19 protein-coding genes are annotated in these 24,410 nt (G+C 34.5%); 13 read left to right on the top strand and 6 right to left on the bottom strand.

What is annotated here, in order from left to right:
• Nucleotides 1-114: 114 nt before the first annotated feature.
• The 3 genes from ACKTTZ_RS11245 to ACKTTZ_RS11235 all read left to right on the top strand — a co-directional run bounded on the left by ACKTTZ_RS11245 (nt 115) and on the right by ACKTTZ_RS11235 (nt 4,439).
• Nucleotides 115-1,368: a sensor histidine kinase KdpD gene (locus tag ACKTTZ_RS11245; protein ID WP_034695740.1), complete on the top strand. Its 1,254-nt coding sequence runs from the start codon at nt 115-117 to the stop codon at nt 1,366-1,368.
• Between the two features lie 12 nt (nt 1,369-1,380).
• Nucleotides 1,381-2,064, top strand: a complete 684-nt coding sequence (locus tag ACKTTZ_RS11240) for a response regulator transcription factor (protein WP_034695738.1) — start codon at nt 1,381-1,383, stop codon at nt 2,062-2,064.
• A gap of 77 nt (nt 2,065-2,141) precedes the next feature.
• Nucleotides 2,142-4,439: a GH92 family glycosyl hydrolase gene (locus ACKTTZ_RS11235; RefSeq protein WP_407848863.1), complete on the top strand. Its 2,298-nt coding sequence runs from the start codon at nt 2,142-2,144 to the stop codon at nt 4,437-4,439.
• Nucleotides 4,440-4,636: 197 nt separating this feature from the next.
• Here the strand turns inward: ACKTTZ_RS11235 and ACKTTZ_RS11230 are convergent, their stop codons facing one another.
• Entirely contained in the window at nt 4,637-5,974 is a 1,338-nt protein-coding gene (locus tag ACKTTZ_RS11230; protein WP_034695734.1) for a dihydroorotase, read from the bottom strand.
• Nucleotides 5,975-6,075: 101 nt separating this feature from the next.
• Between ACKTTZ_RS11230 and ACKTTZ_RS11225 the strand changes: the two genes are divergently transcribed.
• The 8 genes from ACKTTZ_RS11225 (at nt 6,076) to ribA (ending at nt 13,130) form a co-directional block, all read left to right on the top strand.
• Entirely contained in the window at nt 6,076-7,503 is a 1,428-nt protein-coding gene (locus tag ACKTTZ_RS11225; RefSeq protein ID WP_407848861.1) for an oligosaccharide flippase family protein, read from the top strand.
• 153 nt (nt 7,504-7,656) lie between these two features.
• A complete protein-coding gene (locus ACKTTZ_RS11220) occupies nt 7,657-8,673 on the top strand; it encodes a sugar phosphate nucleotidyltransferase (protein WP_034695730.1) in 1,017 nt (338 codons plus the stop codon).
• A gap of 105 nt (nt 8,674-8,778) precedes the next feature.
• The gene (locus tag ACKTTZ_RS11215; RefSeq protein WP_407848858.1) at nt 8,779-9,624 is read left to right on the top strand and encodes a DUF4292 domain-containing protein; all 846 of its coding nucleotides are present in this window, start codon (nt 8,779-8,781) and stop codon (nt 9,622-9,624) included.
• Nucleotides 9,621-11,183 (top strand): murein hydrolase activator EnvC, encoded by a 1,563-nt coding sequence (locus tag ACKTTZ_RS11210; protein WP_034695725.1) that lies wholly within the window; start codon nt 9,621-9,623, stop codon nt 11,181-11,183. Before ACKTTZ_RS11215 ends, ACKTTZ_RS11210 begins: the two co-directional genes overlap by 4 nt.
• A gap of 31 nt (nt 11,184-11,214) precedes the next feature.
• Nucleotides 11,215-11,430 carry a twin-arginine translocase TatA/TatE family subunit gene (locus ACKTTZ_RS11205; protein ID WP_034695724.1) on the top strand — a complete coding sequence of 72 codons (216 nt, stop codon included), beginning with the start codon at nt 11,215-11,217 and terminating at the stop codon, nt 11,428-11,430.
• Nucleotides 11,431-11,445: 15 nt separating this feature from the next.
• Nucleotides 11,446-12,060 (top strand): DUF4254 domain-containing protein, encoded by a 615-nt coding sequence (locus ACKTTZ_RS11200; RefSeq protein WP_253316417.1) that lies wholly within the window; start codon nt 11,446-11,448, stop codon nt 12,058-12,060.
• Nucleotides 12,057-12,515, top strand: a complete 459-nt coding sequence (locus ACKTTZ_RS11195) for a hypothetical protein (protein ID WP_253316416.1) — start codon at nt 12,057-12,059, stop codon at nt 12,513-12,515. The genes ACKTTZ_RS11200 and ACKTTZ_RS11195 overlap by 4 nt, the downstream gene beginning before the upstream one ends.
• 18 nt (nt 12,516-12,533) lie before the next feature.
• On the top strand, nt 12,534-13,130 hold the full coding sequence (gene ribA, locus ACKTTZ_RS11190; protein ID WP_034695719.1) for a GTP cyclohydrolase II: 597 nt from the start codon (nt 12,534-12,536) through the stop codon (nt 13,128-13,130).
• A gap of 659 nt (nt 13,131-13,789) precedes the next feature.
• On the opposite strand, the gene ACKTTZ_RS11185 is transcribed toward ribA, so the two are convergent.
• Entirely contained in the window at nt 13,790-14,335 is a 546-nt protein-coding gene (locus ACKTTZ_RS11185) for a hypothetical protein (RefSeq protein WP_407848855.1), read from the bottom strand.
• A gap of 115 nt (nt 14,336-14,450) precedes the next feature.
• Here ACKTTZ_RS11185 and ACKTTZ_RS11180 point away from each other — a divergent pair, with 115 nt between their 5' ends.
• Both ACKTTZ_RS11180 and bshA read left to right on the top strand, forming a co-directional pair.
• Nucleotides 14,451-16,154: a glycoside hydrolase family 3 protein gene (locus ACKTTZ_RS11180; protein ID WP_407848853.1), complete on the top strand. Its 1,704-nt coding sequence runs from the start codon at nt 14,451-14,453 to the stop codon at nt 16,152-16,154.
• Nucleotides 16,155-16,180: 26 nt separating this feature from the next.
• Nucleotides 16,181-17,329, top strand: coding sequence for an N-acetyl-alpha-D-glucosaminyl L-malate synthase BshA (gene bshA, locus ACKTTZ_RS11175; protein ID WP_034695707.1), 1,149 nt, complete (start codon nt 16,181-16,183; stop codon nt 17,327-17,329).
• Between the two features lie 724 nt (nt 17,330-18,053).
• Here bshA and ACKTTZ_RS11170 read toward each other — a convergent pair.
• The 4 genes from ACKTTZ_RS11170 to ACKTTZ_RS11155 all read right to left on the bottom strand — a co-directional run bounded on the left by ACKTTZ_RS11170 (nt 18,054) and on the right by ACKTTZ_RS11155 (nt 24,409).
• Nucleotides 18,054-18,380, bottom strand: a complete 327-nt coding sequence (locus ACKTTZ_RS11170) for a hypothetical protein (RefSeq protein WP_253316412.1) — start codon at nt 18,378-18,380, stop codon at nt 18,054-18,056.
• Nucleotides 18,381-18,642: 262 nt separating this feature from the next.
• The gene (locus ACKTTZ_RS11165) at nt 18,643-19,272 is read right to left on the bottom strand and encodes a hypothetical protein (protein ID WP_253316411.1); all 630 of its coding nucleotides are present in this window, start codon (nt 19,270-19,272) and stop codon (nt 18,643-18,645) included.
• Between the two features lie 12 nt (nt 19,273-19,284).
• Nucleotides 19,285-20,373, bottom strand: coding sequence for an RHS repeat-associated core domain-containing protein (locus ACKTTZ_RS11160; RefSeq protein ID WP_407848850.1), 1,089 nt, complete (start codon nt 20,371-20,373; stop codon nt 19,285-19,287).
• A gap of 574 nt (nt 20,374-20,947) precedes the next feature.
• Complete coding sequence (locus ACKTTZ_RS11155; protein ID WP_407848848.1) at nt 20,948-24,409, bottom strand: DUF6443 domain-containing protein; 3,462 nt, start codon at nt 24,407-24,409, stop codon at nt 20,948-20,950.
• Nucleotide 24,410: the final 1 nt, after the last annotated feature.

The raw sequence follows: 24,410 nt of genomic DNA, 5'->3' as shown, positions 1-24,410 counted from the left end.
AGCAAATGTAAAGCAGACTGTGATTACAACTTGTTAACCGCTGTCTAACATTTGTTAACGAGTTGTTAATAATAAAAGATAAATAGATATTTTTGGATAATATTGTTTCAGGAAATGAAAATAAAAAGACTCAATATTATTATAACGCTGGGATTCGTTGCTATTATCGGAATTTTAATAGCACAGCTGATGTGGACCCGCCAGGCTTATAATCTTGAAGATAAAAAATTTAACCAAAAGGTTAATATCGCCTTAATGGAAGTTGCGGAAAAGCTCTCCGGAGGAAAAACTTCTTACACCGAAAATCCTGTACAGAACATTGCCAATGACTATTATGTGGTTAATATCAACAATGAATTTCACCCCGTAGTTCTTGAATATTATCTGAAAACAGAATTTACCCGTTTCCAGATCAACACAGATTATGTATATGCATTATACAATTGCCACAGCGATAAAATGATCTATGGGAAATACATGACCTCTCATCAGGAAAGTCCCAGCAATAAGGTGATCAATTTTCCGAAGCATAAAAATCTGATCTATTACTTTTCCATACGTTTCCCGGATAAAACCACTTATCTGATCAGTTCATTACGATTCTGGTACCTCCTTACATTTGCCCTTATCATTATTCTTCTGGTATACGTATATTCTATTTATACGATCATTCAGCAGAAGAAGTTTTCGGAACTCCAACGTGATTTCATCAACAATATGACTCACGAGTTTAAGACTCCTTTATCCTCTATACTTTTAGCTTCGGAAGCACTTAACAAGCAGGAAATGGTTCAGGAAAATTCCAAACTGCAAACCTATACTTCCATTATTATCAATCAAAGTCACAAGCTGAATGGTCATATTGAAAAAATATTGAATATTGCGAAGAACGATGCGGCAGGTCTTTCATTAAAACCTCAAAAAATTCTGCTTCTCCCTTTTATTCAGGAGATCTCAGGCAATATACAGCACAAAAATAAAGACCTCAGCATCGAAATCAATATTGAAAACAGTACTTCGGTAATGGCAGATGAGTTTCACTTTACCAACATCATTTATAACCTTCTGGATAACTCCATCAAGTATTGCGAAACAAACCCCGTGATTAAAATTTCAGCTCACAAAGATTCAAAAGGATTATATTTAAAGTTTAAAGACAACGGAATGGGAATTCCCGCTAAAAATATTCCTCATATTTTTGAAAAATTTTATCGGGTACACACCAAAAGAAGTGAAGAAGTGAATGGCTTCGGACTGGGATTATTTTATGTAAAAAAAGTAGTTCAACAGCATCACTGGAAAATTTCTGTAGAAAATAATGAAGATAAAGGAATTACCACGACGCTCTTCTTCCCATTTTCAAATTAATCATGTGTAAGTATGGAGAAATCTAAAATTTTATATGCCGAAGATGACAAAACAATAGCCTTTCTGGTGGAAGACAGCCTGGAAAGTTATTATGATATCAGCTGTTATTCTGATGGTGAATCTGCATGGGAAGCATTTAACAGTCAGGATTTCGACATCTGTCTGCTGGATATTATGATGCCGGGCATGAACGGATTTGAGGTGGCACAGCGAATCCGTAGTAAAAATGCTGAGGTTCCGATTATTTTTATCTCTGCAAAAGCTTTAAAAGAAGACAGAATCAAAGGGCTTAAAATAGGCGCTGATGATTATCTTGTAAAGCCTTTCAGTATTGAAGAACTAATGCTGAAAATTGAGGTTTTCCTTAAACGGACTAAGAAAACGGATACTACTCTTTTAAAATATAAGGTGGGCAAATATAATTTTGATCCTAAAAACTATACCCTTCAAGGGATAGAAAACAGCATTACTCTTACCCAAAGAGAATCTGATCTTCTTTTGTATTTTATCCGCCACAAAAATCTGGTGGTCAAAAGACAGGAAATCCTGAAAGCGATCTGGGGTGATGATGATTATTTTATGGGACGAAGTCTTGATGTATTTATTTCCCGATTACGAAAGGTACTGGCCGAAGAGCAGAACGTTTTAATAGAAAACCTCCACGGAATAGGTTTCCGCTTTTCTGAAAAAGAATAAATAATCCCCATATTACTCTAAAACATAACAGCAAATGATGATTTTAATTAATTTTAAACTTTGAAAATTGATCATTAATGAAAAATCACAGATCTACTGTTTTTCTATTTCTTTTATGTGTAAGTACACAGTTTAAGGCTCAAAAATTTGAAAAATTAATACAATATGTCAATCCTCTGATCGGAACCGAAAAGATGGGACATACGTATCCGGGAGCAACTGTTCCTTTTGGTGCTGTACAGCTAAGCCCTGAAACAGACTCCATCTCATATGAACTTAACGGAAAGTATAATGGTGAGGTTTATAAATACTGCGCCGGTTACCGTTATGAAGATAAAACCATTGTTGGTTTCAGTTCTACCCATTTCAGCGGAACAGGACATTCCGATCTCGGAGATTTTCTGGTGATGCCTACTGTAGGAAAACTTAAGTTGAATCCGGGAACAGCTTCCAATCCTGGGAGTGGGTACAGAAGTAGATTTTCACACCAGAACGAAACAGCAGAAGCCGGATATTATAAAGTAAAACTGGATGATCACAATATCCTTGCAGAACTGACTGCAACACCAAGAGTAGGAATTCACCGCTATACTTTCCCGAAATCTGACCAGTCTCATATTATTCTGGATCTCATGGCAGGTATTTATAACTATGATGGAAAAAATGTATGGACATACGTTCGTGTAGAAAACGGAAACACCATCACAGGTTACCGACAGACCAATGGCTGGGCAAGAACCAGAACCGTTTATTTCGCCATGAAGTTTTCAAAACCTTTTAAATCTTACGGTCAGAAAAATTATGATGAGAAACAAGTTTATAAAGGGTTTTGGCGAAAATTCGACCAAAATCAGAATTTCCCGGAAATCGCAGGTAAGGATCTGAAAATGTTCTTTGATTTTGATACCAATGAAAATGAGGCCATTGAAGTAAAATTGGCTATTTCTCCGGTAAGCCAGACCAATGCTTTGGAAAATCTTGAAAAAGAAGCCGGAAATATAACCTTCGATCAGGCTAAAGCTCAAGCCCAGGACAACTGGAATAAGGAATTAAATAAAATTGTTATAAAGGGCTCCGACACAGAAAAAACGAATTTCTATACAGCAATGTATCATACCTTCATTAACCCTACAACTTATATGGACGTTAATGGAGAATATAAAGGGTTGGATCAGAATGTTCACAAAGTAGATGGTTTTACCAATTATACAACCTTCTCTCTGTGGGATACTTATCGTACACTACATCCATTCTTTAATATCATCCAGCCTAAACGAAATGGTGATATGGTAAAGTCTATGATGGCTCATTACAATCAGTTTTCGATGAAAATGCTGCCTATCTGGTCACATTATGCCAATGACAACTGGTGTATGAGTGGATATCACAGTGTAAGCGTCGTTGCTGATGCCATTATTAAAGGAAATTATGCAGGTGATCCTGAAGAAGCCTTAAAAGCATGTATAGAAACTGCTAATAAAAGAAATTACGAAGGCATCGGACAATATATTGACCTAGGCTATATTCCGGCTGAGAAAAACGGAACTTCAGTTTCCAATACCCTGGAATATGCCTATGATGACTGGGCTATTGCTCAACTGGCAAAACATTTAAACAAAACAGAAATCTACAACCAGTTTATCAAACGGTCTGAAAACTGGAAAAATAATTTTGACAAAACCATCGGGTTTATGCGTCCCCGTCTGGCTGATGGAAGCTTTAAAAAGGATTTTGATGTATTAAGCACCCACGGGCAAGGTTTTATTGAAGGAAACTCATGGAACTACAGTTTCTTTGTTCCACAAAATCCAGCTGAACTGATTACGATGATGGGTGGAAAGAAGAAATTTGCTTCAAAACTTGATGAACTTTTCACGATGCATCTACCAGATGAATTCTTTGCAGACACTGAAGATATTACCCGGGAAGGAATTATTGGTGGATATGTTCACGGAAATGAACCTGCTCACCATGTAGCTTATTTCTATAACTGGGCCGGACAGCCATGGAAAGCACAGGCACAAATCCGCCGTATTCTGGAAATGCAATACAAAGCAACACCAGACGGACTGGGAGGAAATGATGATGCCGGACAAATGAGTGCATGGTATATTTTAAGTTCATTAGGATTTTATCCTGTAGCTCCCGGTTCTGAAGATTATGCTATCGGCAGTCCTGCCATTGATAACGCTGTATTGAATCTGGAAAACGGAAAAACTTTTGAAATCGAAGCGATCAATCAAAGTTCGAAAAATGTATATGTTCAGAAGGTTCTTTTGAATGGAAAAGAGATTAAAAACTTTACATTGAAGCATTCTGAAATTATGAATGGCGGGAAACTTACTTTTTATATGGGGAATAAAGCGAAAAAGTAAATAATGAATAAATCTATTGCGGATTGAGCAGATGATTGGGTTAAAAAAATCTGCGTAATCTCCTACATCTACGATAACTAAGAATAAGTTTTGGCTAAAGCCAATGGAGTTTTTCAAAATAAAAGAGCGGGCTAAAGCCCGCTCCTATTGAATTTATAATACCCCAATATATCTGGAATATTTTACGATTTTTCTTATTAATCTCTTGGTTCAAAAAGTAGCCTCTCACCAAATTTCTCCTCTGCAATTTTTCCATTGTCATACACCAGATGTCCATTAACAAAAGTATGGGTAACTTTAGAGTGGAAATTCATTCCTTCCAGCGGACTCCAACCACATTTGTACAGTAAATTGTCTTTGGAAACCGTCCAGTCTTGATTTAAATCTACTAAAACAAGATCTGCTTTATAGCCTTCTCTTACAAAACCTCTTTTTTCAACTTTGAAAAGAATGGCAGGATTATGAGACATTTTTTCAACGATTTTCTCAAGAGATATTTTACCGTTCTTATAGTTTTCAAGCATCACAACCAGTGAATGTTGTACCAAAGGTGCTCCAGAAGGGCATTTTGTATATACATTATTTTTCTCTTCTGCGGTATGCGGAGCGTGGTCTGTAGCAATCACGTCTATTCTGTCATCCAGCAATGCTTCCCAAAGTGCATCTTTATCCTTTTGGGTTTTTACAGCCGGATTCCATTTGATAAGATTTCCTCTTGTTTCGTAATCATCGTTGGTAAATGTAAGGTGATGAACACATACCTCAGCAGTGATCTTTTTATCTTTTAGAGGAATGTCATTTCGGAAAAGCTCCATTTCCTTTGCTGTTGAAAGGTGGAAAACGTGAAGTCTAGCTCCCGTTTTTTTCGCAAGTTCAATGGCTTTGGATGAAGATTTATAACATGCTTCTTCACTTCTGATCAGATGATGGAATTTTACAGGAATATCATCCCCGTATTCATCCATATATTTCTGTGTATTGGCTCTGATGGTAGCTTCATCTTCACAGTGAACAGCAATCAGCATTTTAGTATTACTGAAAATATTCTCAAGTGTTTCAGGATTATCTACCAGCATATTTCCTGTAGATGATCCTAAGAATAATTTAATTCCCGGAACATTTCTAGGATTTGTTTTTAAAACTTCCTCCAGATTGTCATTCGTTCCGCCCATCATAAAACCATAGTTAGCATATGCTTTTTGAGAAGCAATCTCATACTTGTCTGCTAATAATTCCTGGGTAACCGCATTGGGAACAGTATTTGGCTGATCGATAAAACTGGTTATTCCACCTGCAATGGCAGATCTTGATTCAGTTTCAATATCTCCTTTGTGAGTAAGGCCCGGATCACGGAAATGCACCTGATCATCAATTACTCCGGGAAGAAGATATTTTCCTGAACCATCAATAACCTGATCTGCATCTTCAGAAATACCGGCAGCTATTTTAGATATTAAATCATTTTCTATTAAGATATCGCTTTCAAAGACTTTTCCTTCGTTAACAATATTTACATTTTTTATAAGAACTTTCATTTCAATTTATTTCTACACAAAATTAAGATTTTCAGTTTTAATTAACTTCAAAATAACCAAACGAATGCTTAAAGTTTTACATTTGCAAAAAAAATTCGGCTTTGTATAAAAAACTATTAGGACAAACAATCATCTACGGAGTAGGAGCAATAGCACCAAGAATCATTCTATTTATCCTTAATCCACTTTTGATCTATAAGATTCCCAATGAAGGTTTTGCGATTTTCACTCAACTTTATGCGTGGATTTCATTTGTTAACATTATCCTATCTTTTGGTTTTGAAACAGCGTATTTTAGATTTTCAGCCGAAGAGGATAACGAGAAAAAAACATTCAATACCTCATTTTGGTTTTTATTTTCTACATCCACTCTTTTCCTTGCATTGTGCTATTTGTTCAATCAACCCATTGCAGATTATGCGGGATACCACGATAACCCTGAATACATCAGATGGTTTGCCATGATTGCTTTTTTTGACAATTTATTGGTGATTCCTTTTGCATGGCTTCGTTTCCACAATAAACCCATCAAATATTCTGCGGTAAGAGTTGTTCAGGCTATTTTTCAGGCTGTTTTCACTGCTGCTTTATTCTTCTGGATTCCGGAAAACATATCAAGAAGTATGGGGCTGGATCAAAATGTAGATTATCCGTTCTTCAGTAATCTGGCAGGAAGTGCCTTAGGTTTTTTATTATTACTTCCTATTATATTAAAGGTAAGATTTCAGTTTGTCACTTCATTGTTCGGACGTATGATCAAATACTCCTTCCCACTGATGCTGGCAGGTCTGGCTTTTATGGTGAATGAAAACTTTGATAAATCCATACAGAGAAATTATATTTCCGATGAAGAAGCCGGTGCTTACGGAGGGTGCTATAAACTTGCTGTACTGATGACGTTATTTGTTACCGCTTACAGAATGGGTATTGAGCCTTTCTTCTTTAAACAGATGGATAAAGGAGATGCGAAAAAAACCTACGCCAAAGTAGCAGAATATTTTGCGTTTTTCGCCTGTGCTGTAGCACTGGGAATCATTGCCAATATATCATGGTTGAAAGCCGTTTTTATTCCTAATAAATCGTATTGGATTGCAATAGATATCATCCCGATCATTGTTATTGCTAATCTTTGTTTTGGAATATATTATAACTTTTCAACATGGTATAAAGTAACAGACAGAACCAGTATGGGAACTGTCATTTCATGGCTCGGAGCAGGGATCAACATAGGACTTAATTTTCTTGCTTTAAATTATTATCACAGCATGATGGGTTCAGCATGGGCTACTTTTGGAGCTTATATTATTATGATGATTGTTTCTTACCTGTTAGGTCAAAAATATTATCCTATTCCTTACAGAATGAAGAAAATGTCTTTCTTTCTGATACTGCTTGGGGTTTTTAGTTTCATCATTGTAAAGTATCTCAACTATAATATTCTAGCAAGCAATCTACTCTTTTTAATCTTTACCGGAATTTTGATTTATTCTGAGAAAAACCTGATTTTATCGAGAATCAGAAAGAATTAAACTTTGGTCTTTATTTTGCTTGTACACCAACCTATTGTTAATTTAAACAAATATTTAAAAAGATATAAATCATAGTACCACAAAGGTTTTAATTATTATCTTTAGCCTTCATATTCTAAACATCTTATAAAACATCTTTTATACATATAATTTATGAAAATTATTGTCCCTATGGCTGGACGTGGTTCCAGATTACGTCCACATACACTGACTGTTCCAAAACCTCTTATTCCTATTGCAGGAAAACCTATCGTACAGAGATTGGTGGAAGATATTGCTAAAGTTGCAGGAGAAAATATTGAAGAGGTAGCGTTTATCATCGGAGATTTTGGTCCTGAGATCGAAAGATCTCTTATTCAGATTGCTGAAAAGCTGGGAGCAAAAGGAAGTATTTATTATCAGAACGATCCTTTGGGAACGGCTCATGCTATTAAATGTGCTGAGCAGTCTATGCAAGGTGATATCGTTATTGCTTTTGCAGATACTCTTTTCCGTGCAGATTTCCAACTGGATAAAAATTCTGACGGAGTAATCTGGGTGAAAAGCGTTGAAGATCCATCTGCTTTCGGAGTTGTAAAATTGGATAACTACGGCTTTATTACAGACTTTGTTGAAAAACCAACGACTTACGTTTCTGATCTTGCTATCATCGGTATTTATTATTTCAACAGCGCTGAAAAGCTAATGGAAGAAATCAATTATATCATGGATAATGATATTAAAAACGGAGGTGAATATCAATTAACAACAGCCCTTGAAAACCTTAGAGCGAAAGGAGCTAAGTTTACCCTTGGAAAAGTAAATGACTGGATGGATTGTGGTAACAAAAATGCTACAGTAGAAACCAACAGCAAAATCCTTGAATATGAAAGAGAGGAAATGAAGAACTATCCTGCTTCTGCTGTGATTGAAAACTCTCTGATCATTCAGCCATGCTTCATTGGAGAAAATGTAAAAATCTCCAATTCAAAAGTAGGTCCTGGTGTTTCTTTAGGAAACAATACAACTGTTGTCAATTCTAATATTGAAAACTCTCTGGTTCAGGAAAACACAAGAATCAACCACGGAAACCTATCCAATTCTATGATCGGTAATTCTGCACAGTATTTCGGAGTTGCCAGAGAAATTTCTTTAGGTGATTATTCCGTTTTAGATTTTTTATCTAAATAAGAATAGAAAATATTTAACTTAAACAACATATCATCAAACCACACAAAAACATTTTGTGTGGTTTGGCGTTAATATTGCAACGTATTTTTAATTAAAGATAAATACATGAAAAATTGGATTCCTTTACTTTTATTGCTTCTTGCTCTATCATCCTGTAAGACCCGTAACACTGTTCAAAATGATACAGATCATACACGGGACAGCATTAATACTACAAAAGACAATGGAAATCCAAAAGACGTAAATGAACCGGTAAGCGATAAACTTACTTTCTATGAACATGTATTAATTCCACCAAAATTCGAGCAGATCAAAATAGACAGTAAAATAAAAGTAGAAACAGGAAGCTATGTTCCTACACTGGATGCAACAATCTATATTGAAAATGACAAAAAGGTATGGATGAATCTCAGAGCCTTGTTCATTAATGCAGCCAGAGGTATTGCAACTCCCGAAGGGATAAAAGGACAGGACAAGATCAATAAAACCTTTATAGATTCCGATTTTGATTATCTTAATAATCTGCTGAATGTTAATTTCATTGATTATAAATCTCTGGAGAAAATCTTAATGGGAAGAACTTTTGTAAAAATCAATGACAAACAGTTTACGCTTACCCAAAATGCACAAGGATTCAAAATGGTTTCTACCATCAATCAGAAAATTGTAACAGATGAAAAAAACAGAGAATATAAAATAGCCCTTCAGTACGATACCAATTACGATTTATTGAATGTCAATTTAAAAGATATTTTGTCTTCAGACGAGCTCGATGTTTCTTACAGCGACTGGAACGAATACGAAGGAATACGCCTTCCGAAAAATGTTAAAATAATTATAAAAGGCTCAAAATCTAGTCAAATTTTACTGGAAAATACGAAATTTGACTTTTCGAGGATGGAAACACCTTATTCTGTACCATCCAGTTATAAGAAAATTGAGATTAAATGATTAGAAAATTTAGCTTTTTAATAGGTGTTTTGATGTTCGGACTGCACCAGGGACAGCAGACCAAAGAACAGCTGCAAAAGCAGAATGCCGAACTTAAAAAACAAATTGCACAAATAAATACCGATTTAGCCAAAACCAGAAGTGAATCTAAGCTTTCCGTGGCCTATCTCTCGAATGTCAACCAAAAATTGGTCTTAAGAGAAAAGGTTTATAACAACACGCAGAAAGAAAAAAGATTCATTGAAGATGATATCTATTTACGTCAGCTGGAAATTAACCGTCAGAATAAAGAACTGGCTGTTTTAAGAAAAAACTATGCTGAAGTTTTGGTGAATGCTTATAAAAACAAAGGAGTACAGAACAAAGTAACTTTTATACTTTCTGCTAAAAATTTAGGAGAAGCCATACGTAGAGTTCAATATCTGAAACAATACTCAGACTACCAGGATAAAAAAGCAGCTGAAATCACAGATGCCGCTAATCTTATCAAAAAAACCATCGCTCAGAAACAAAACTCTGTAAAAGCGAAGGAAAATCTATTGGTTAACCAACAGAAAGACCTGGCCACCATCAATACTGAAAGAGCCCAGAAAGAACAACTGGTTGCTGATTTCAAGAAAAACGAATCTAAATTGACCGCTGAACTTAAGCAAAAACAAGTTCAGTCTAAAGCATTGGAAGGACAGATCAGAGCTATTATTGCAGAAGAGATCAGAATCGCCAAAGCGGAAGAAGAAGCCAGAAGAAAAGCTGAAGCAGAAAAAATACGTTTGGCAAAACTAGCTGCTGAGAGAGAGAAAGCAAGAATCGAAGCAGAAGCTAAAGCAAGAGCGGAAGCCCTTGAAAGAGAAAGAAGACTTGCAGAAGCAGAAGCCAAGAGAGCAGCAGACCTTGCAGCTAAAAGAGCTGAAGAAGAAAGAAAACGTAATGAAGACGCAGCAAAGGCAGAAGCTAATGCAAGAGATGAAGCAAGAAGAGTAGCCGCTAAAAAGGCTTCTGATGAGGCCAATGCAAGAGCTAAAGAAGCTGCTGATAAATTGGCCGCAGCAAGAGCAGCAGAAGCAGCTCTTACGAAAAGAAAAGAAGAAGAGAAAAAAGCAGCTGAGACCAAAGCTATGACAAGTTACGGAGTTTCCACCGCTACCGGAAACAGCTTTGCAGATAGCAGAGGAAGACTTGGTTACCCTGCAGACAGAGCCGGACAAATCACTCACCGTTTCGGAAGACAACCACACCCGGTTTTCAAAAATATTACTGAAGAAAATAACGGGATTAAAATTTCCGTCCCTTCAGGTACACGCGCAAAATCTGTATTCCCGGGATCAGTATCTTCAGTTCTCGCCAACAATGACGGAACAAAGACTGTAATCATCAAACACGGAAGTTATTTTACCATTTATTCCAACTTAGGAAATGTAAGTGTTTCCAAAGGACAGCAGGTTTCATCAGGAACTCCTGTAGGTACAATAGCTCAGGATTTTGATGGTGCTTATACACTTGATTTCCAAGTATGGAACGGAAGTACACCAGTTGATCCATTAGGTTGGATTTCATATTAAAAAAAGTGTAACTTTGCAAAAATTTTAAGAGATGAATACACTAACAATACTTGCCTTATCTTGGCAGCACATCCTTATCGTAGCAATACTTTTGGTATTACTTTTTGGAGGAAAGAAAATTCCGGAATTAATGAGAGGAGTAGGTTCTGGAATCAAGGAATTTAAAGATGCAGTAAAAGAAGAAGACAAACCAGGTTCTGAAAATAAATCTTCTTCAAACAACAATAATAATTCTTCTAGCAACTAAAATTCCTTAGAATTAATGAAATTTACTGAGACTGCATGGAAAGTCTTCAATCAAGCTATTGAAGACTATCACGTGTCTGATGACGTTAACACTCTAATTAATAACCCGTTCGAAAAAGATAGTTTGGAACGGATTTTGTATGCAAAGAACTGGATTGATACCGTTCAATGGCATTTGGAAGATATAATTAGAGATGAAAATATTGATCCGGCAGAAGCTCTTCAACTGAAGAGAACAATAGACGCCTCCAATCAGAAAAGAACTGATCTGGTAGAATATATTGACAGCTGGTTTCTTAATAAGTTTGAAAATATAACTCCTAAACCTGAAGCAAAAATAAATACAGAAACTCCCGCTTGGGCAGTAGACAGGCTATCAATTCTTGCATTAAAGGTTTATCATATGTCGTTAGAAGCTAATAGAGAATCTGCTTCTGAAGAACACAGAAACAACTGCCAGGCTAAACTGGATGTTCTGCTTACTCAGAAAGAAGACCTATCAACTTCTATAGATCAGTTGCTTACTGATATTGAGAACGGTAACGTTAAGATGAAAGTGTACAAACAAATGAAAATGTACAACGATGAAAGTCTTAACCCAATCCTTTATCAAAAAGGGCAACAGAAATGAAACGACTATTTTTCTTTGGAGTACTTATCATATTAACATCTTCCTGCGCAACGGAAAAGCTTAATCTTTCTCCGTTGTCAAATAATTTTTATAGTGATGCTAAAGGGTCTGATTCAGACAGAAGCTCAAAGAAGAATTTCAATATCAATATCAAACAGAATGTAAATGCTTCTGAAATTTCAAACATGATTTCTACTTTTCCCAAGTTTAAAAACAACGGATTAAATGATGAGATTACCAGCTTGAAATACAGTCTTCAGAATTATTTATATGCTATTGATGCCAGCAATTCTGCGGGAAAAGGCAGAGCCCTTAAAAGCTTCGAAAAATCATACAAAAAAATTCAAAAGCTAAGGCAAAATCTTGACAGAGACGACGATGAAGTTCTTAACAGATATCTGGTGCGTTTAAAAACCAATATTTCTGTTATTGAAGATACTTTGCCAGGAAGTTAAAAACTAATTGAACTATCAATGATTAAAATTCAGGCGGAAGCCAATGTTCCCACAGAGCACGGCACTTTCCGAATGATAGCTTTCTCCGAAAACGAAAACGACTGGATGCCTCATATGGCCATTGTTGCAGAAAATACAGATTTCTCAAAACCAGTTAATGTTCGTTTCCATTCAGAATGTATTACCGGAGAAGTTTTCCATTCAAAAAAATGTGAATGCGGTCAACAATTGGATGCTGCAATGAAATATATCCATGAAAACGGTGGAATTATCATCTACCTTCGCCAGGAAGGAAGAAACATCGGGATCATCAATAAACTGAAGGCATACTCACTACAGGAAAAAGGTCTGGACACTGTACAGGCTAATCTTGAACTGGGACTTCCTGCAGACGACAGAAACTTTGGCGTAGCCATTGAAATTCTTAATCTATTGGATGTAAAAGATATCAACCTTCTTACCAATAATCCTGAAAAGGTAAAATATGTTGTAGACAGCAATATTCACCTTAACTCAAGAGTACCATTACAGATTCCTGCGAATGAAATAAGCAAAGGATATCTGCAGACAAAAAAAGATTTCTTTGGACATCTTCTGGATGACAATGATAACTAAATAAAACCAAAGCTTCAGATATTCCTGAAGCTTTTTTTATTAACCTTTTCCGGTTCATACACCATAAATTACCTTCCAGAATACTCATTTCCGGACAAATTATATTAGCTGAAAAAACACTTAAATTAACCTGAGTTCGGGTTAAGTAAAGTAATATTGAAGGCGGGAAGCGGGAATCGGGAAGAAATAGGATGGAGGTATTATTTTTAGTTATAAAATTACAGTCGCATCACAAGTAAATACAGAAGTTGTTTCAACTTATCAAAAAATATTGGATATCTATTAAAACCATTAAGAAGGATTTAAGAAATAAAGTATAGTTAAGATGAATTATTCTGATTTTAAGCTTAAAGCGAAGCTCATCTTAATACTCTCAACACCTTAATACATCTTACTATTTCAATAAACAAAAGTTTAAACAAATTGAAATTGACTCTTAAAAAGGAGAAACAGCCATTGTTGATGCTCTTCATACCTTCCTGCTTCCATCTCCCAGCTTCAAAACCATCTCAATCAGAAATTCTTATCCCGAACTCAGGTTAAATTAAAGGCTTAATAATCTTGGATACTATTTCCCCTGTCCTAATCAATCAAAAGCCCCGAGAGACAGTTCCCCCGGAGCTTTTTTAATTATAAAAAACTGAAAAGATATTTCTAAATTATTTAGTCTTGATTTTAGACTCGTCAATATTATAATATTGGATTACACTCTTATAATCGTTGTAATCTACAGTACTTCCTTTAGCCATTTTTGCACCACCTGTTCCCGTTCCATTAGCAGGAAGTATAAGAACTCTGAAATTTTTATTCTGATAGTAAGATGGATTGGCTGTTAAACTAAATGTAGAAGTAGAATTAATATTGATAGTAACACCCGTTTTACTGAATTCATTAATGTAATCCACAGCATCATTATTCACATTACCTACATAATAAGTAAATGGTAAAAGCCTCCAAACAGGAGAACCTCCATTAGTATCCACCTGCATATAAACAAGCACCATATCGGATTGTATTAATGGGCTCTTAAAACTATCACTCCATCTGTAAAGATTGTCGGTAACTTTTGTAAAAGTTGGACTAATATCAAATGACTGGTTGATCGTATCATAATCTTTTGCTACCACAACATCATCATCGTTATCACAGCTATAAGCAGTAAAACCTACAGCACCCAGGAATAAGAAGAGAAGTATTTTTTTCATTTTTAGTAAAGTTTAGTTATTATTTATATTGCGTATTCAAATCATATACCAAAAATCTCAAAAACTTTGTTTTCCTCACTTTTTTAATTGTATTTTTGTTCTTATTCAAAAAGTCATGAAGAAATTATTATATACTTCACTCTTTATTGTCGCATTCATAAGCCCTAATGTGAAAGCCCAGTATCAGCCAAAAAATGCTTCTAAGGAAGATCTGAAAAAAGCGCAGCAATGGGTTGATAAAACATATAAAAATCTTTCTCAGGATGAAAAACTAGGACAGCTTTTTATTGTAGCATTATATACCAATAAAGGAGAAGAGTATATCAGCCAGGTAAGAAATATTGTTACCAATGATAAAATTGGAGGTCTGATTTTAATGCAGGATGATGCCGCAAGGGAAATCAATCTCGTCAATGAATTTCAGCAAAAGTCTAAAGTTCCTTTAATGATTGGGATGGATGCAGAATGGGGATTGTACCAGAGAATTGCTACTGCTCACAAATTTCCTTGGGCCATGACATTAGGTGCTATTCAGGATAAAAATCTGGTGTATCAGATGGCTGCAAAAATTGCAGAAGATTGTCACAGAATGGGAATCAACTGGGATTTTGCACCTGTGGTAGATGTCAATACCAATCCTAATAATCCGATTATCGGGAACAGAAGCTTCGGCTCTGAAGTGAATAATGTAATCAGCTCTGCCCTATCCTACTCCAATGGTCTTCAGGATAACAACATCTTAGCAGCAATCAAACACTTTCCGGGGCACGGTGATACCAGCACAGACTCTCACCTTGATCTTCCTGTAGTTTCTCACAATATTGACAGACTTAATACCGTAGAACTAGCACCATTCAAAGCGTTGATGAATAAAGGAATCGGTGGTGTAATGGTGGCTCACTTATATGTTCCAAGCTTAGAATCAGGAAAAGGAATTCCAGCTTCTGTTTCTAAAAATATCATTACAGGATTACTGAAAGACAAACTGGGTTATAAAGGTTTAATCATTACCGATGCTTTAAACATGGGTGCTGTAGCGAACAAATACAAACCAGGTGAACTGGATGCTATGGCCTTTAAAGCAGGAAATGATATCATGCTTTTCTCACAAGGTGTTTCTGAAGGTAAAAAATTGATCCAGAAAGCTCTTGATAAAGGAGAAATTTCTCAATCCAGAGTAGAGGAAAGTGTGAAGAAAATCCTTTTAACCAAATATTTCCTTGGATTGACTCAATACACTCCTAAAAATCCGGAGAATATCAATACTGATTTGAATAATAATTCTCACGCTCAGTTGGTACAGAATCTTTATTCCAATGCATTGACTTTATTAAAGGATGAAAAGAAATTACTGCCTCTTACAGGAAAACAGGTTTATTATGTTCCTCTTGAAGAAGCTCCTTATCAGACTTTTGCCAACAGATTGGGTAACAATGTTATCATTAAAAAAGCGGGAGAAATTAATACTATTCCTGCCGGTTCTACAGTTATCGTAGGTTTCCATAAGGATAATTTAACAGCTTATAAGCCATATAAAATCTCTGCAGAATCTAAAAAAGTACTTTCTGATCTTACCAAAAATCAAAATGTCATTCTGAATGTCTTCGGAAGTGCTTATGCATTAAAGGATATTGATATTTCAAAAGTTTCAACGGTTCTTGTTTCTTATGAAAACAATGATGATTCTATGAATGCAACTGCAGATGCTTTCAACGGAAAAACAAAAATATGGGGAAAACTGCCAGTATTGGTCAATGATCAGTTGAAACCTGGAATGGGTATAGATCTTAATTTGACAACCTCAACAAACACCAAATAATACAAAATTAAAACAACAATAATCTAATGAAAATAGGCATACTTTGCTATCCCACCTATGGAGGAAGCGGAATTGTAGCAACAGAATTAGGAATGTCCCTTGCCAATAAAGGATATGAAGTACATTTCATCAGTTCTGCACTTCCTGCAAGATTAGATATCACCAACCCGAATATTTTCTTTCACAGGGTAAATGTTCAGACGTATCCGCTTTTCCAGTATCAGCCTTATGATATTGCGTTAAGCTCGATGATCTATAGGGTTGTTAATCTTTATAAACTGGATCTTCTTCATGCACATTATGCCATTCCTTATGCATATGCTGCTTTTACTGCAAAACAAATGCTGAAGGAAGACAATAATGATATCCCGTTGGTCACTACATTGCACGGTACAGATATTACCCTTGTAGGCCAGCATCCAAGTTATAAACATGCGGTAGAATTTTCGATCAATCAATCTGATGCTATTACTTCAGTTTCTGAAAGTCTGAAAAAAGATACTCTTCAGTTTTTCAACATCAAAAAAGAAATTCAGGTCATTACCAATTTTATTGATAATTCAGAATTTGACGACTGTTCTGAGTGCCAGAGAACACAGTTTGCCAATCCTGATGAAAAAATCCTGATCCACGTATCCAATCTTCGTCCTGTAAAACGTGTAGACGAAGTGCTACAGATCTTTAAGAATGTGGAGAGAAAAGTTAAATCTAAGCTGATCATCATTGGTGAAGGTCCTGATATGGAAAAAGTGAATCAGTTCCTGGAAGAAAATCCTGATCTTATTTCCAAAATCCGTCTTTTAGGAAAAGTAAATGATCTTTATAAAATCTTGCAGCTTTCGGATGTATTTCTTCTGCCTTCTGAACAGGAAAGTTTCGGTCTTGCAGCTTTGGAAGCCATGGCAGCTTATACACCGGTCATCAGTTCCAATGCAGGTGGAATTCCTGAGGTGAATATCCAGGGAGAGACAGGTTATCTTGCTGAAATCGGAAATGTGGAAGCCATGAGCAACTACACCATCAAGCTGTTGAGTAATGACGAACTTTTAGCCAAAATGAAGCAAAATGCGAAAGATCAGGCGATAAAATTCGATTTGAAAAACATTCTTCCTATCTATGAGAAAATGTATAGAACAACCATAGAAAATTTTAATAAGGAGCTGACGAAAGTATAATTTTTCTATTATATTTACGTCACACTTATGACGGAAAAACTACTTCAATATCTTTGGAACCAAATACAGCAAACATAAACAATTAAAAATAAACACATTATACAAAATAAAATAATAAAAGTGTCAATATTTGTGTCAACCACAATAGAAATTATATTCTGATTTCAAATATCTAAACGTTACTTGATACTTAGATTAAAAATAAAACAGGTAATCATTAGATTACCTGTTTCTTATTAAAAAAGATTAGATATAATTAATACGTTTGTGCTACACACTATTTATCATCATTATACTGTTTCAATACTTTCTTTTATTTCGTAGTTTGACTATTTTACTAATCTAGCTTTGGGTAAACTTAAAATTTCCATTTTTAATTCATTACTTAAAATTGGCAATAATTCTCCATATTGAAAGATTTTCATAGGTAAAACCTGAAGATGTTCTACAGGCCACCAAGATTTTTCGGCATAGCGAATTAAGATTTTCTTTGCTAACTCTGTCTTACCAGAAACAATATAAAGTCTTGCTCTAGAAGCAGTCTAGTACTTGGCGAAACTTCTAGACCCTATCATTTATAGCCTTTTATAAATTTCAAGAAAAAGTTTCCGATGTCCAGCAATTAGAATTAATATAATTTACTCAATTGGAAAAAAATAGGCTCCTGTTTGAGGTATTAAACAGGAGCCATTTAATTATTTAAGTGAATTCCAAATTTTAATATTTATGCATCATTAATTGCATAGTCATAAAGAAGCTTTGTTAAGTTCTCATTACTTACGGAACTATTTTCTGCATTATTTGACTCATCAATAGCATCCAGAAAGTAATAGAAATCAAATAAATTAGAATATTCTACACCATCACTTGAATATTCATAATTACCTTCTGTTTTCTCAATTTCAAAGAAAGCCAGATCATTGTCAATTTTCAAGGGCTGTTCCATGTAAATTTCAATAGCTTCAGATTCAAGATCCAAAGATTGCTTGTGACAAAACTCGTCAAAAGAGCTTCCATCTCTAAAATATTTTACTAAATCTAGTAGTTTCATTTTTTATAATTATTCAAATAATTTTCCAATAGATTCATAATATTCTCTTGTTCCAATTCATAATATTTATCATCCAATTCGTTTAGCTGATTGAATAATAAGTCGTCAAAATCTACAATTTTTTTGAGAATTATCTATTAAGGATTACATGTTAAAACTTATTCTGGAATTTTCAAGTAAGTTTACTAGTATTTTAAAATAAAGCATTGAAATCAATGCTCTATTTTGTTGTCAAAAATTATTAATTAGTATTGCCAGTTTTCTATACTGATCTATTATTTTTAAAAATCCTCAATAAAATTGGTAAAAGGCCTACTGAAACAATTAAGAACAATCCTAAATTTGATAGATTCAATTTATTAGGAAACATTACCATTAACATTAGCCATGTTAACATTATCCCAATCATTATATAACCATAAATCTTAGCTGATTTAGTATTATACCAATTGTATTCAACAATCAAATCATTACTTCTTTTTTTATTCTGTAAAGTGATAATTTCAATTAAATCTTCTTTAAAATTTAAATAATTACCGCTGTCTTTTTTAGGAATATTTAAAAAAAATTTATAAGATTTAAAGACTAATCTACATCCATAAAATTTTTCAGTTTCACTAAAATTATAATTACGAATATCTATTATATCAATTTTTTTATTGTTAAAAAAAATATAATCATTATCCAAAATTATATTATATGTAATCGTACAATTATTCTTAATTAACATAAAGCTTAAAGCTGATAATACAAAAAGTACAATCGCAGGAAAAATTTTTGGATTATAATAAATAGAAGTTAGTATAGTTAATATTATTACTAAAATAAAAGCAAAAGACATAAACAATATTAGTCTTTTTATTGAAAAATTTTTAAATTTATATTTTTTCATTTAATATTTTTTTTATGGGTACCAAATTGTAGATTTTCTACCAATACTCTTATCTAACTGATCGCCTACTCCAAACATATAGTCTGCTACTCCATAAATTGCAATCCCTGCAAGAATAGCAGGAGCTGCTGCAACTATAACAGGAGCTGTGGCAAATGTAGCAATAGCTGTTGCACCTAATAGACCAAGATTTACAATTGAATGAGCATCCCAAGTATCAGTTCCAAACTCATATAATGTTACCCCAGCCGTTAATGCTGTACCAACATAGCCTAATCTTTTAGAAATTTTACCCGCAGAATTCATAAATCCTTCAGTTGATCTTAAAATCTTTCCGGCTCTAATACCACTGACTGCTGAAAGAAAAGTTGAAGCATTTATTTTGTTTACACTAGATAATTTATTATACTCATCTATTATCATATTAGCATTTCCTAATTGCCCATTTAAATGTTTTTCAGTGTCTTTAAAAAAATCTTCTGTTTGATATTTCATTAAAGAATGACTTGCACTTTCTATATCATTCGTAAGTCCTAATAAACCATTACCTAATAATTTTAGAATATTAAACCCACCAACACCCTTCACAAAATTTCCTTCTTTATCATAACTGTCAGGTATATCAGTCCACCATTTCATAGCCCCATTGGTATTTGTCAAACCAAATGTTCCTTTATTTTGCGTAGCTAACATTAGGTCTCTATATGCCTGTGTATTTCCAAAAGTCCCCTGAGTAGAACCTCCACCATTACGACTTCCTTGTTTAAATTGAGGAGTATAAGTGAAATTCCCATTCATCCCGGCAAACCAATATGAACCATCAGGAACATTATTGATAATCCCCCCATTATCATAAGGAACATTTCTCATCCCATCAGGATCTATAAACATAACAGGATTGTCAGCTCCATAATGGTAAGGGCTAAATCGTCTGAACCCTTCTGCTAATGGATCTGTTACACCCCATCTTCCCAAATCCGGCATATACATTCTTGCACCATAGTCATACATCCCACTTTCTTGAAGTTCTTTACCATTGTATTTATAGCTATAGAAACTTCCAAACGGAGAAAATATATTTCCAATATGGTTTAATCCCAAAGGATAATAGTTCCTTTCTTCAAGATCTTTCGCATTGTCACGGGTATTTTTAGGTAAGATTCAAAATTAGGGTATTGAAATCAATACCCTAATTTTTCACTAATACATTTGAAACATTACCACTTCAACTAGCAGTAAATTATCTTATGTAACCTTTTTCTTTTTATCTTTTAAAAAAATCTGAAAAAGAATCAAAAAAAGATTTCTCAAATGCAAAATGACAATAATTAGTATAATATAATACATTAAAGTGTCTAATGAGCTTAAGAGATCAACATTGAAAACTTTATTTTCCTTCGAAAAAATAGCAAATAATCTTAACCAATAAAAATTATTATGATCATAATAACTAATAGTTATTATACAATAAATCAGTTGTAGTAAGGAAACTATGTAAAAATTATATTTTTTAATATTAATTTTTTTTAAGCTTCCTAAAAGTACGTTCAATATTGTAACCGTAATAATTAAATTATCAAAAGATTTAGTAGTGTCATCATGAAAAGACTGAGGTGTTACAAATATTATTATTAATGTTATTAAATTAATTAAATAAAAAATTACTTTCATGTTATTATTGTTTTATTGGAACTTGCATATTAAACTTTTGTCTTAAATAATTCACAATTTTCATACCTCCATCACCAGGACAATATCTTGTTTCATTTATTTTTTCTATATGCCCACCAAGATATTGAATTCCATATTGAGTATTTAAATATGAAACTAAATTTGTTAATGATTCTCTCATTTTTGTACTTGCTCCTCCATTTCCGTTAATATAATTTTCATATAAAAATTTTTCAAAGGATAGTCCTTTATTTTGATAATCTAAATCTGACATTAATACAATTCCAATATTTGAAGTGTTAGCTCCCGCTGTATGTGCTCCTTTTATATATATTGGTCTACCTTCATAAATATTACCTTGGCTATCTATCGCAAAATGATATGGTATATCAGCATAACCATCACCCTGTTCTTTATCCTGTAATTCTTGTATTGTCATATAATTTTTGGCATTTCCAGAATGATGGATTGTTATTGTATTATAATATGCAGATAAGTTAATTGGTAAGCTTTCCCAACTTCTACCTTTTTTAATAGGATTTTTCGCTCCCCATTCTTGTCGTGAAATAATCTTAAGTCCATCTGCAAAATGTGAAAAATCAATTTCTTTGAAATAGTTAGTCCCAGGATCATTAAGATAAGCCATTATATCTTTATAAGCTTGCGTTTCTCCAAAAGTCGCTGTAGCCCCACCTCCGGTTCGTTTACCAATCCAGTTATTCTCTACATATCCTGAGGTGAAATTTCCACTTCCTCCTGCAAACCACCATGAGCCATCCGGTACATTAATTTCTAATCCTCCCTCATACGGTTTGTTTCTCATCCCATCAGGATCAGTAAACATTACAGGGTTATCTGCTCCATAATGGTAAGGGCTAAATCGTCTGAACACTTCTGCTAATGGATCTGTTACTCCCCATCTTCCCAAATCCGGCATATACATCCTCGCTCCATAGTCATACATTCCACTTTCCTGAAGCTCTTTGCCGTTGTACTTGTATTTATATGCCAGATTTCCAGACAAAACATTATATCCTTCATGCTTTAATCCAAAAGGATAATAATTACTTTCTTCAATGATCTCTGTTCCTGCGCCATTCTTAGTATAACTTAATCTGGTATTACCTAAATGATCAGTATAATTATATACATACTTTCCTGTTTCAACATTAAAATATCCTTCTGTGGTTGGGAAGAATTTCAATGTAGAGTTTTCATACTGAAAACCATCCAGATAATCTGTAGCTTTTGTGTCAAAGATCTTTTTTACTTTTACTCCATCTGCTCTGTAAATATAATCCGTTACTTTGGAGTTTTGGGTAATTTTTTCAGGTAAATTTAGATAATTATATTGGATGGAGGAAATTCCTTTATCCATATGGCTGGTCATATTTCCATTATCATCGTAGGCAATTGTATTAGGGCTTGGCACATATGGATATCCTGATGGGTTTTGGGTGGTATCTTCAACTTTGCTTAGCCTGTTTCCGGAATAGGTGTAGTAGAGTCTGTCGATCTGTAAAGGGCCATTGCCATCAGAATCTCCATACCTGTCCAGACGGGTTATATTTCCATTAATATCATAATCTACCCATTCATTATAGGCACTAGTTTGTACAACTGAAGCATTGGGCTTCAGATAGATGGCATGTACTAATCTGTTGAGACGGTCATATGAATAATTATATCTTCTCAGCTGGCCATCTGTGGCGGCTTTCCAATCTACTTCAGCAATATTTCCGTTGAACCTGCCTGGATAGTTTCCTATCACAGGATCGGTATATTTTATTTTATATCCAAACAGGTCATTTCCTAAGTTGGTAGGATCATTAATCTGGGTTACCCAACCCCGGATATTATATTTGTAATCTATAGATTGTAATGGATTGGCTGTATCAGTTCCTCCTACTTTTTTTCTTTTCAGCTGAGACTGTTCATTATATTCATTTTGTGACAAAATTTCAATAGGGTTGTTATCAACCTGATGTTTCTGTACCAAAAGCCTGTTGTGATCATCATATTCAAAAATTTGACTAATAGTTCTCTCAGGATCAGTCTGTAATCTCTTGTGATACGCTTTACTTTGCACTGCAACACCTGCAAAATCCAGCTTTGTTTCTATTTTGGTGTATCCTCCCAAATGATTGATAGAATGATTTCCTACAGCTCTTAATTTCGAATCATACCATATCCAGTTATATGTCCAGTAATCATCATCAATATTCTTCACATATGAAGCAGTAGGAAGAGTTTTTGTGTTTTGGAAAGCATAGGTATTATCCCATATAATATCTTGTCCAAAAATAGTTGCTGGCTTAGGAGGAGTTCCTTGTGGATATGTATCGTAATAATTAATACTTAAAATGACGGGTGTTTCACCACTGAAATAGTTTTCTGTATAATAAATATTTGTCGCACTTCTAAAAAAACCAGTTGCATCTCTTTTTTCAGTGATGATAAGGTTTTTCAAATCATTTTGTCTCGCTGCTCTATCTCCTCCTGTTAAAAAGCCTGTATAAACAGGTCTTCCAAGCTCATCATATTTTGTCATCAACCATTGGTTGTTTTGCTTCATATTAGTATCACGAGAAAGGATAAGCCTGTCGGCTTTATCATACACCATATATTCCCAATCTTTGCCAGGAAGTTTCTTTTCTACCAACCTACCCAAACTGTCATAACGATATTGATAACATAGATTATCTAAAGCATTTCCATCTACCGTAGTTGTAGCAGCCAATGGCGTAATAACGAAAACCTGCATTCCCAAATCATTATAAACGTAATAGGTGTCTACATCCTTTGCCCCGTCGTTCTTGCGTAATAAAATTGTCTGTCCTGCAGCATTTTTAAATTCAACAGAAGTATTATTATCGCTGTCTATGACAGTAGTTTTCATCAGCTGATTGGCACCGTAGGTTCCACTTTCTACCAGTTTTGAATAAGTAGCTTCATCGACCCAAGAGTTGATTACAGTATATTTCTTTACCTCTCCGGCAATATTTGCACTATATCCCATTTGTACAGGATGCTGTGCCCAATCATTGCCTAAAGGCGTAATCTTATTAATTCTGCCTAAAGGAGAGTTTTCAAATTGCTTTTCCGAATAAATTTTCTCCTGCCCAAATACTGTGGGGGCATTGGATAGCGGAGCTGTATAAAAGGCACCATTTTGTGTTGTGTTCTGTGGAATTGGAAGATACTCTTTAGCTACTCTTCCAAATGCATCATATTCTACATGATTTACGATGTCTTTGCCAGATGGAGTGGCTTTAATTCCTATTGTCTGTTTTGCTCTTCCCAATCCATCAAAATACTGTATTGCTTCAGTTTTTTTGATACAGTCTGCATCCAGACAACTTTTAGTATATACGTAGTTTTCAGCAGTTGTAGCATTTAATGTTTGGGCGTAAGAATGCCCTGCTAGCCATAAAAGACTGAATATATTTAAAAATTTTTTCATCATG

Origin of the sequence: Chryseobacterium sp. KCF3-3 (genome assembly GCF_045865955.1) — a bacterium.
Taxonomy (GTDB): domain Bacteria; phylum Bacteroidota; class Bacteroidia; order Flavobacteriales; family Weeksellaceae; genus Chryseobacterium.
This window is presented reverse-complemented; position numbering and strand designations above follow the sequence as displayed.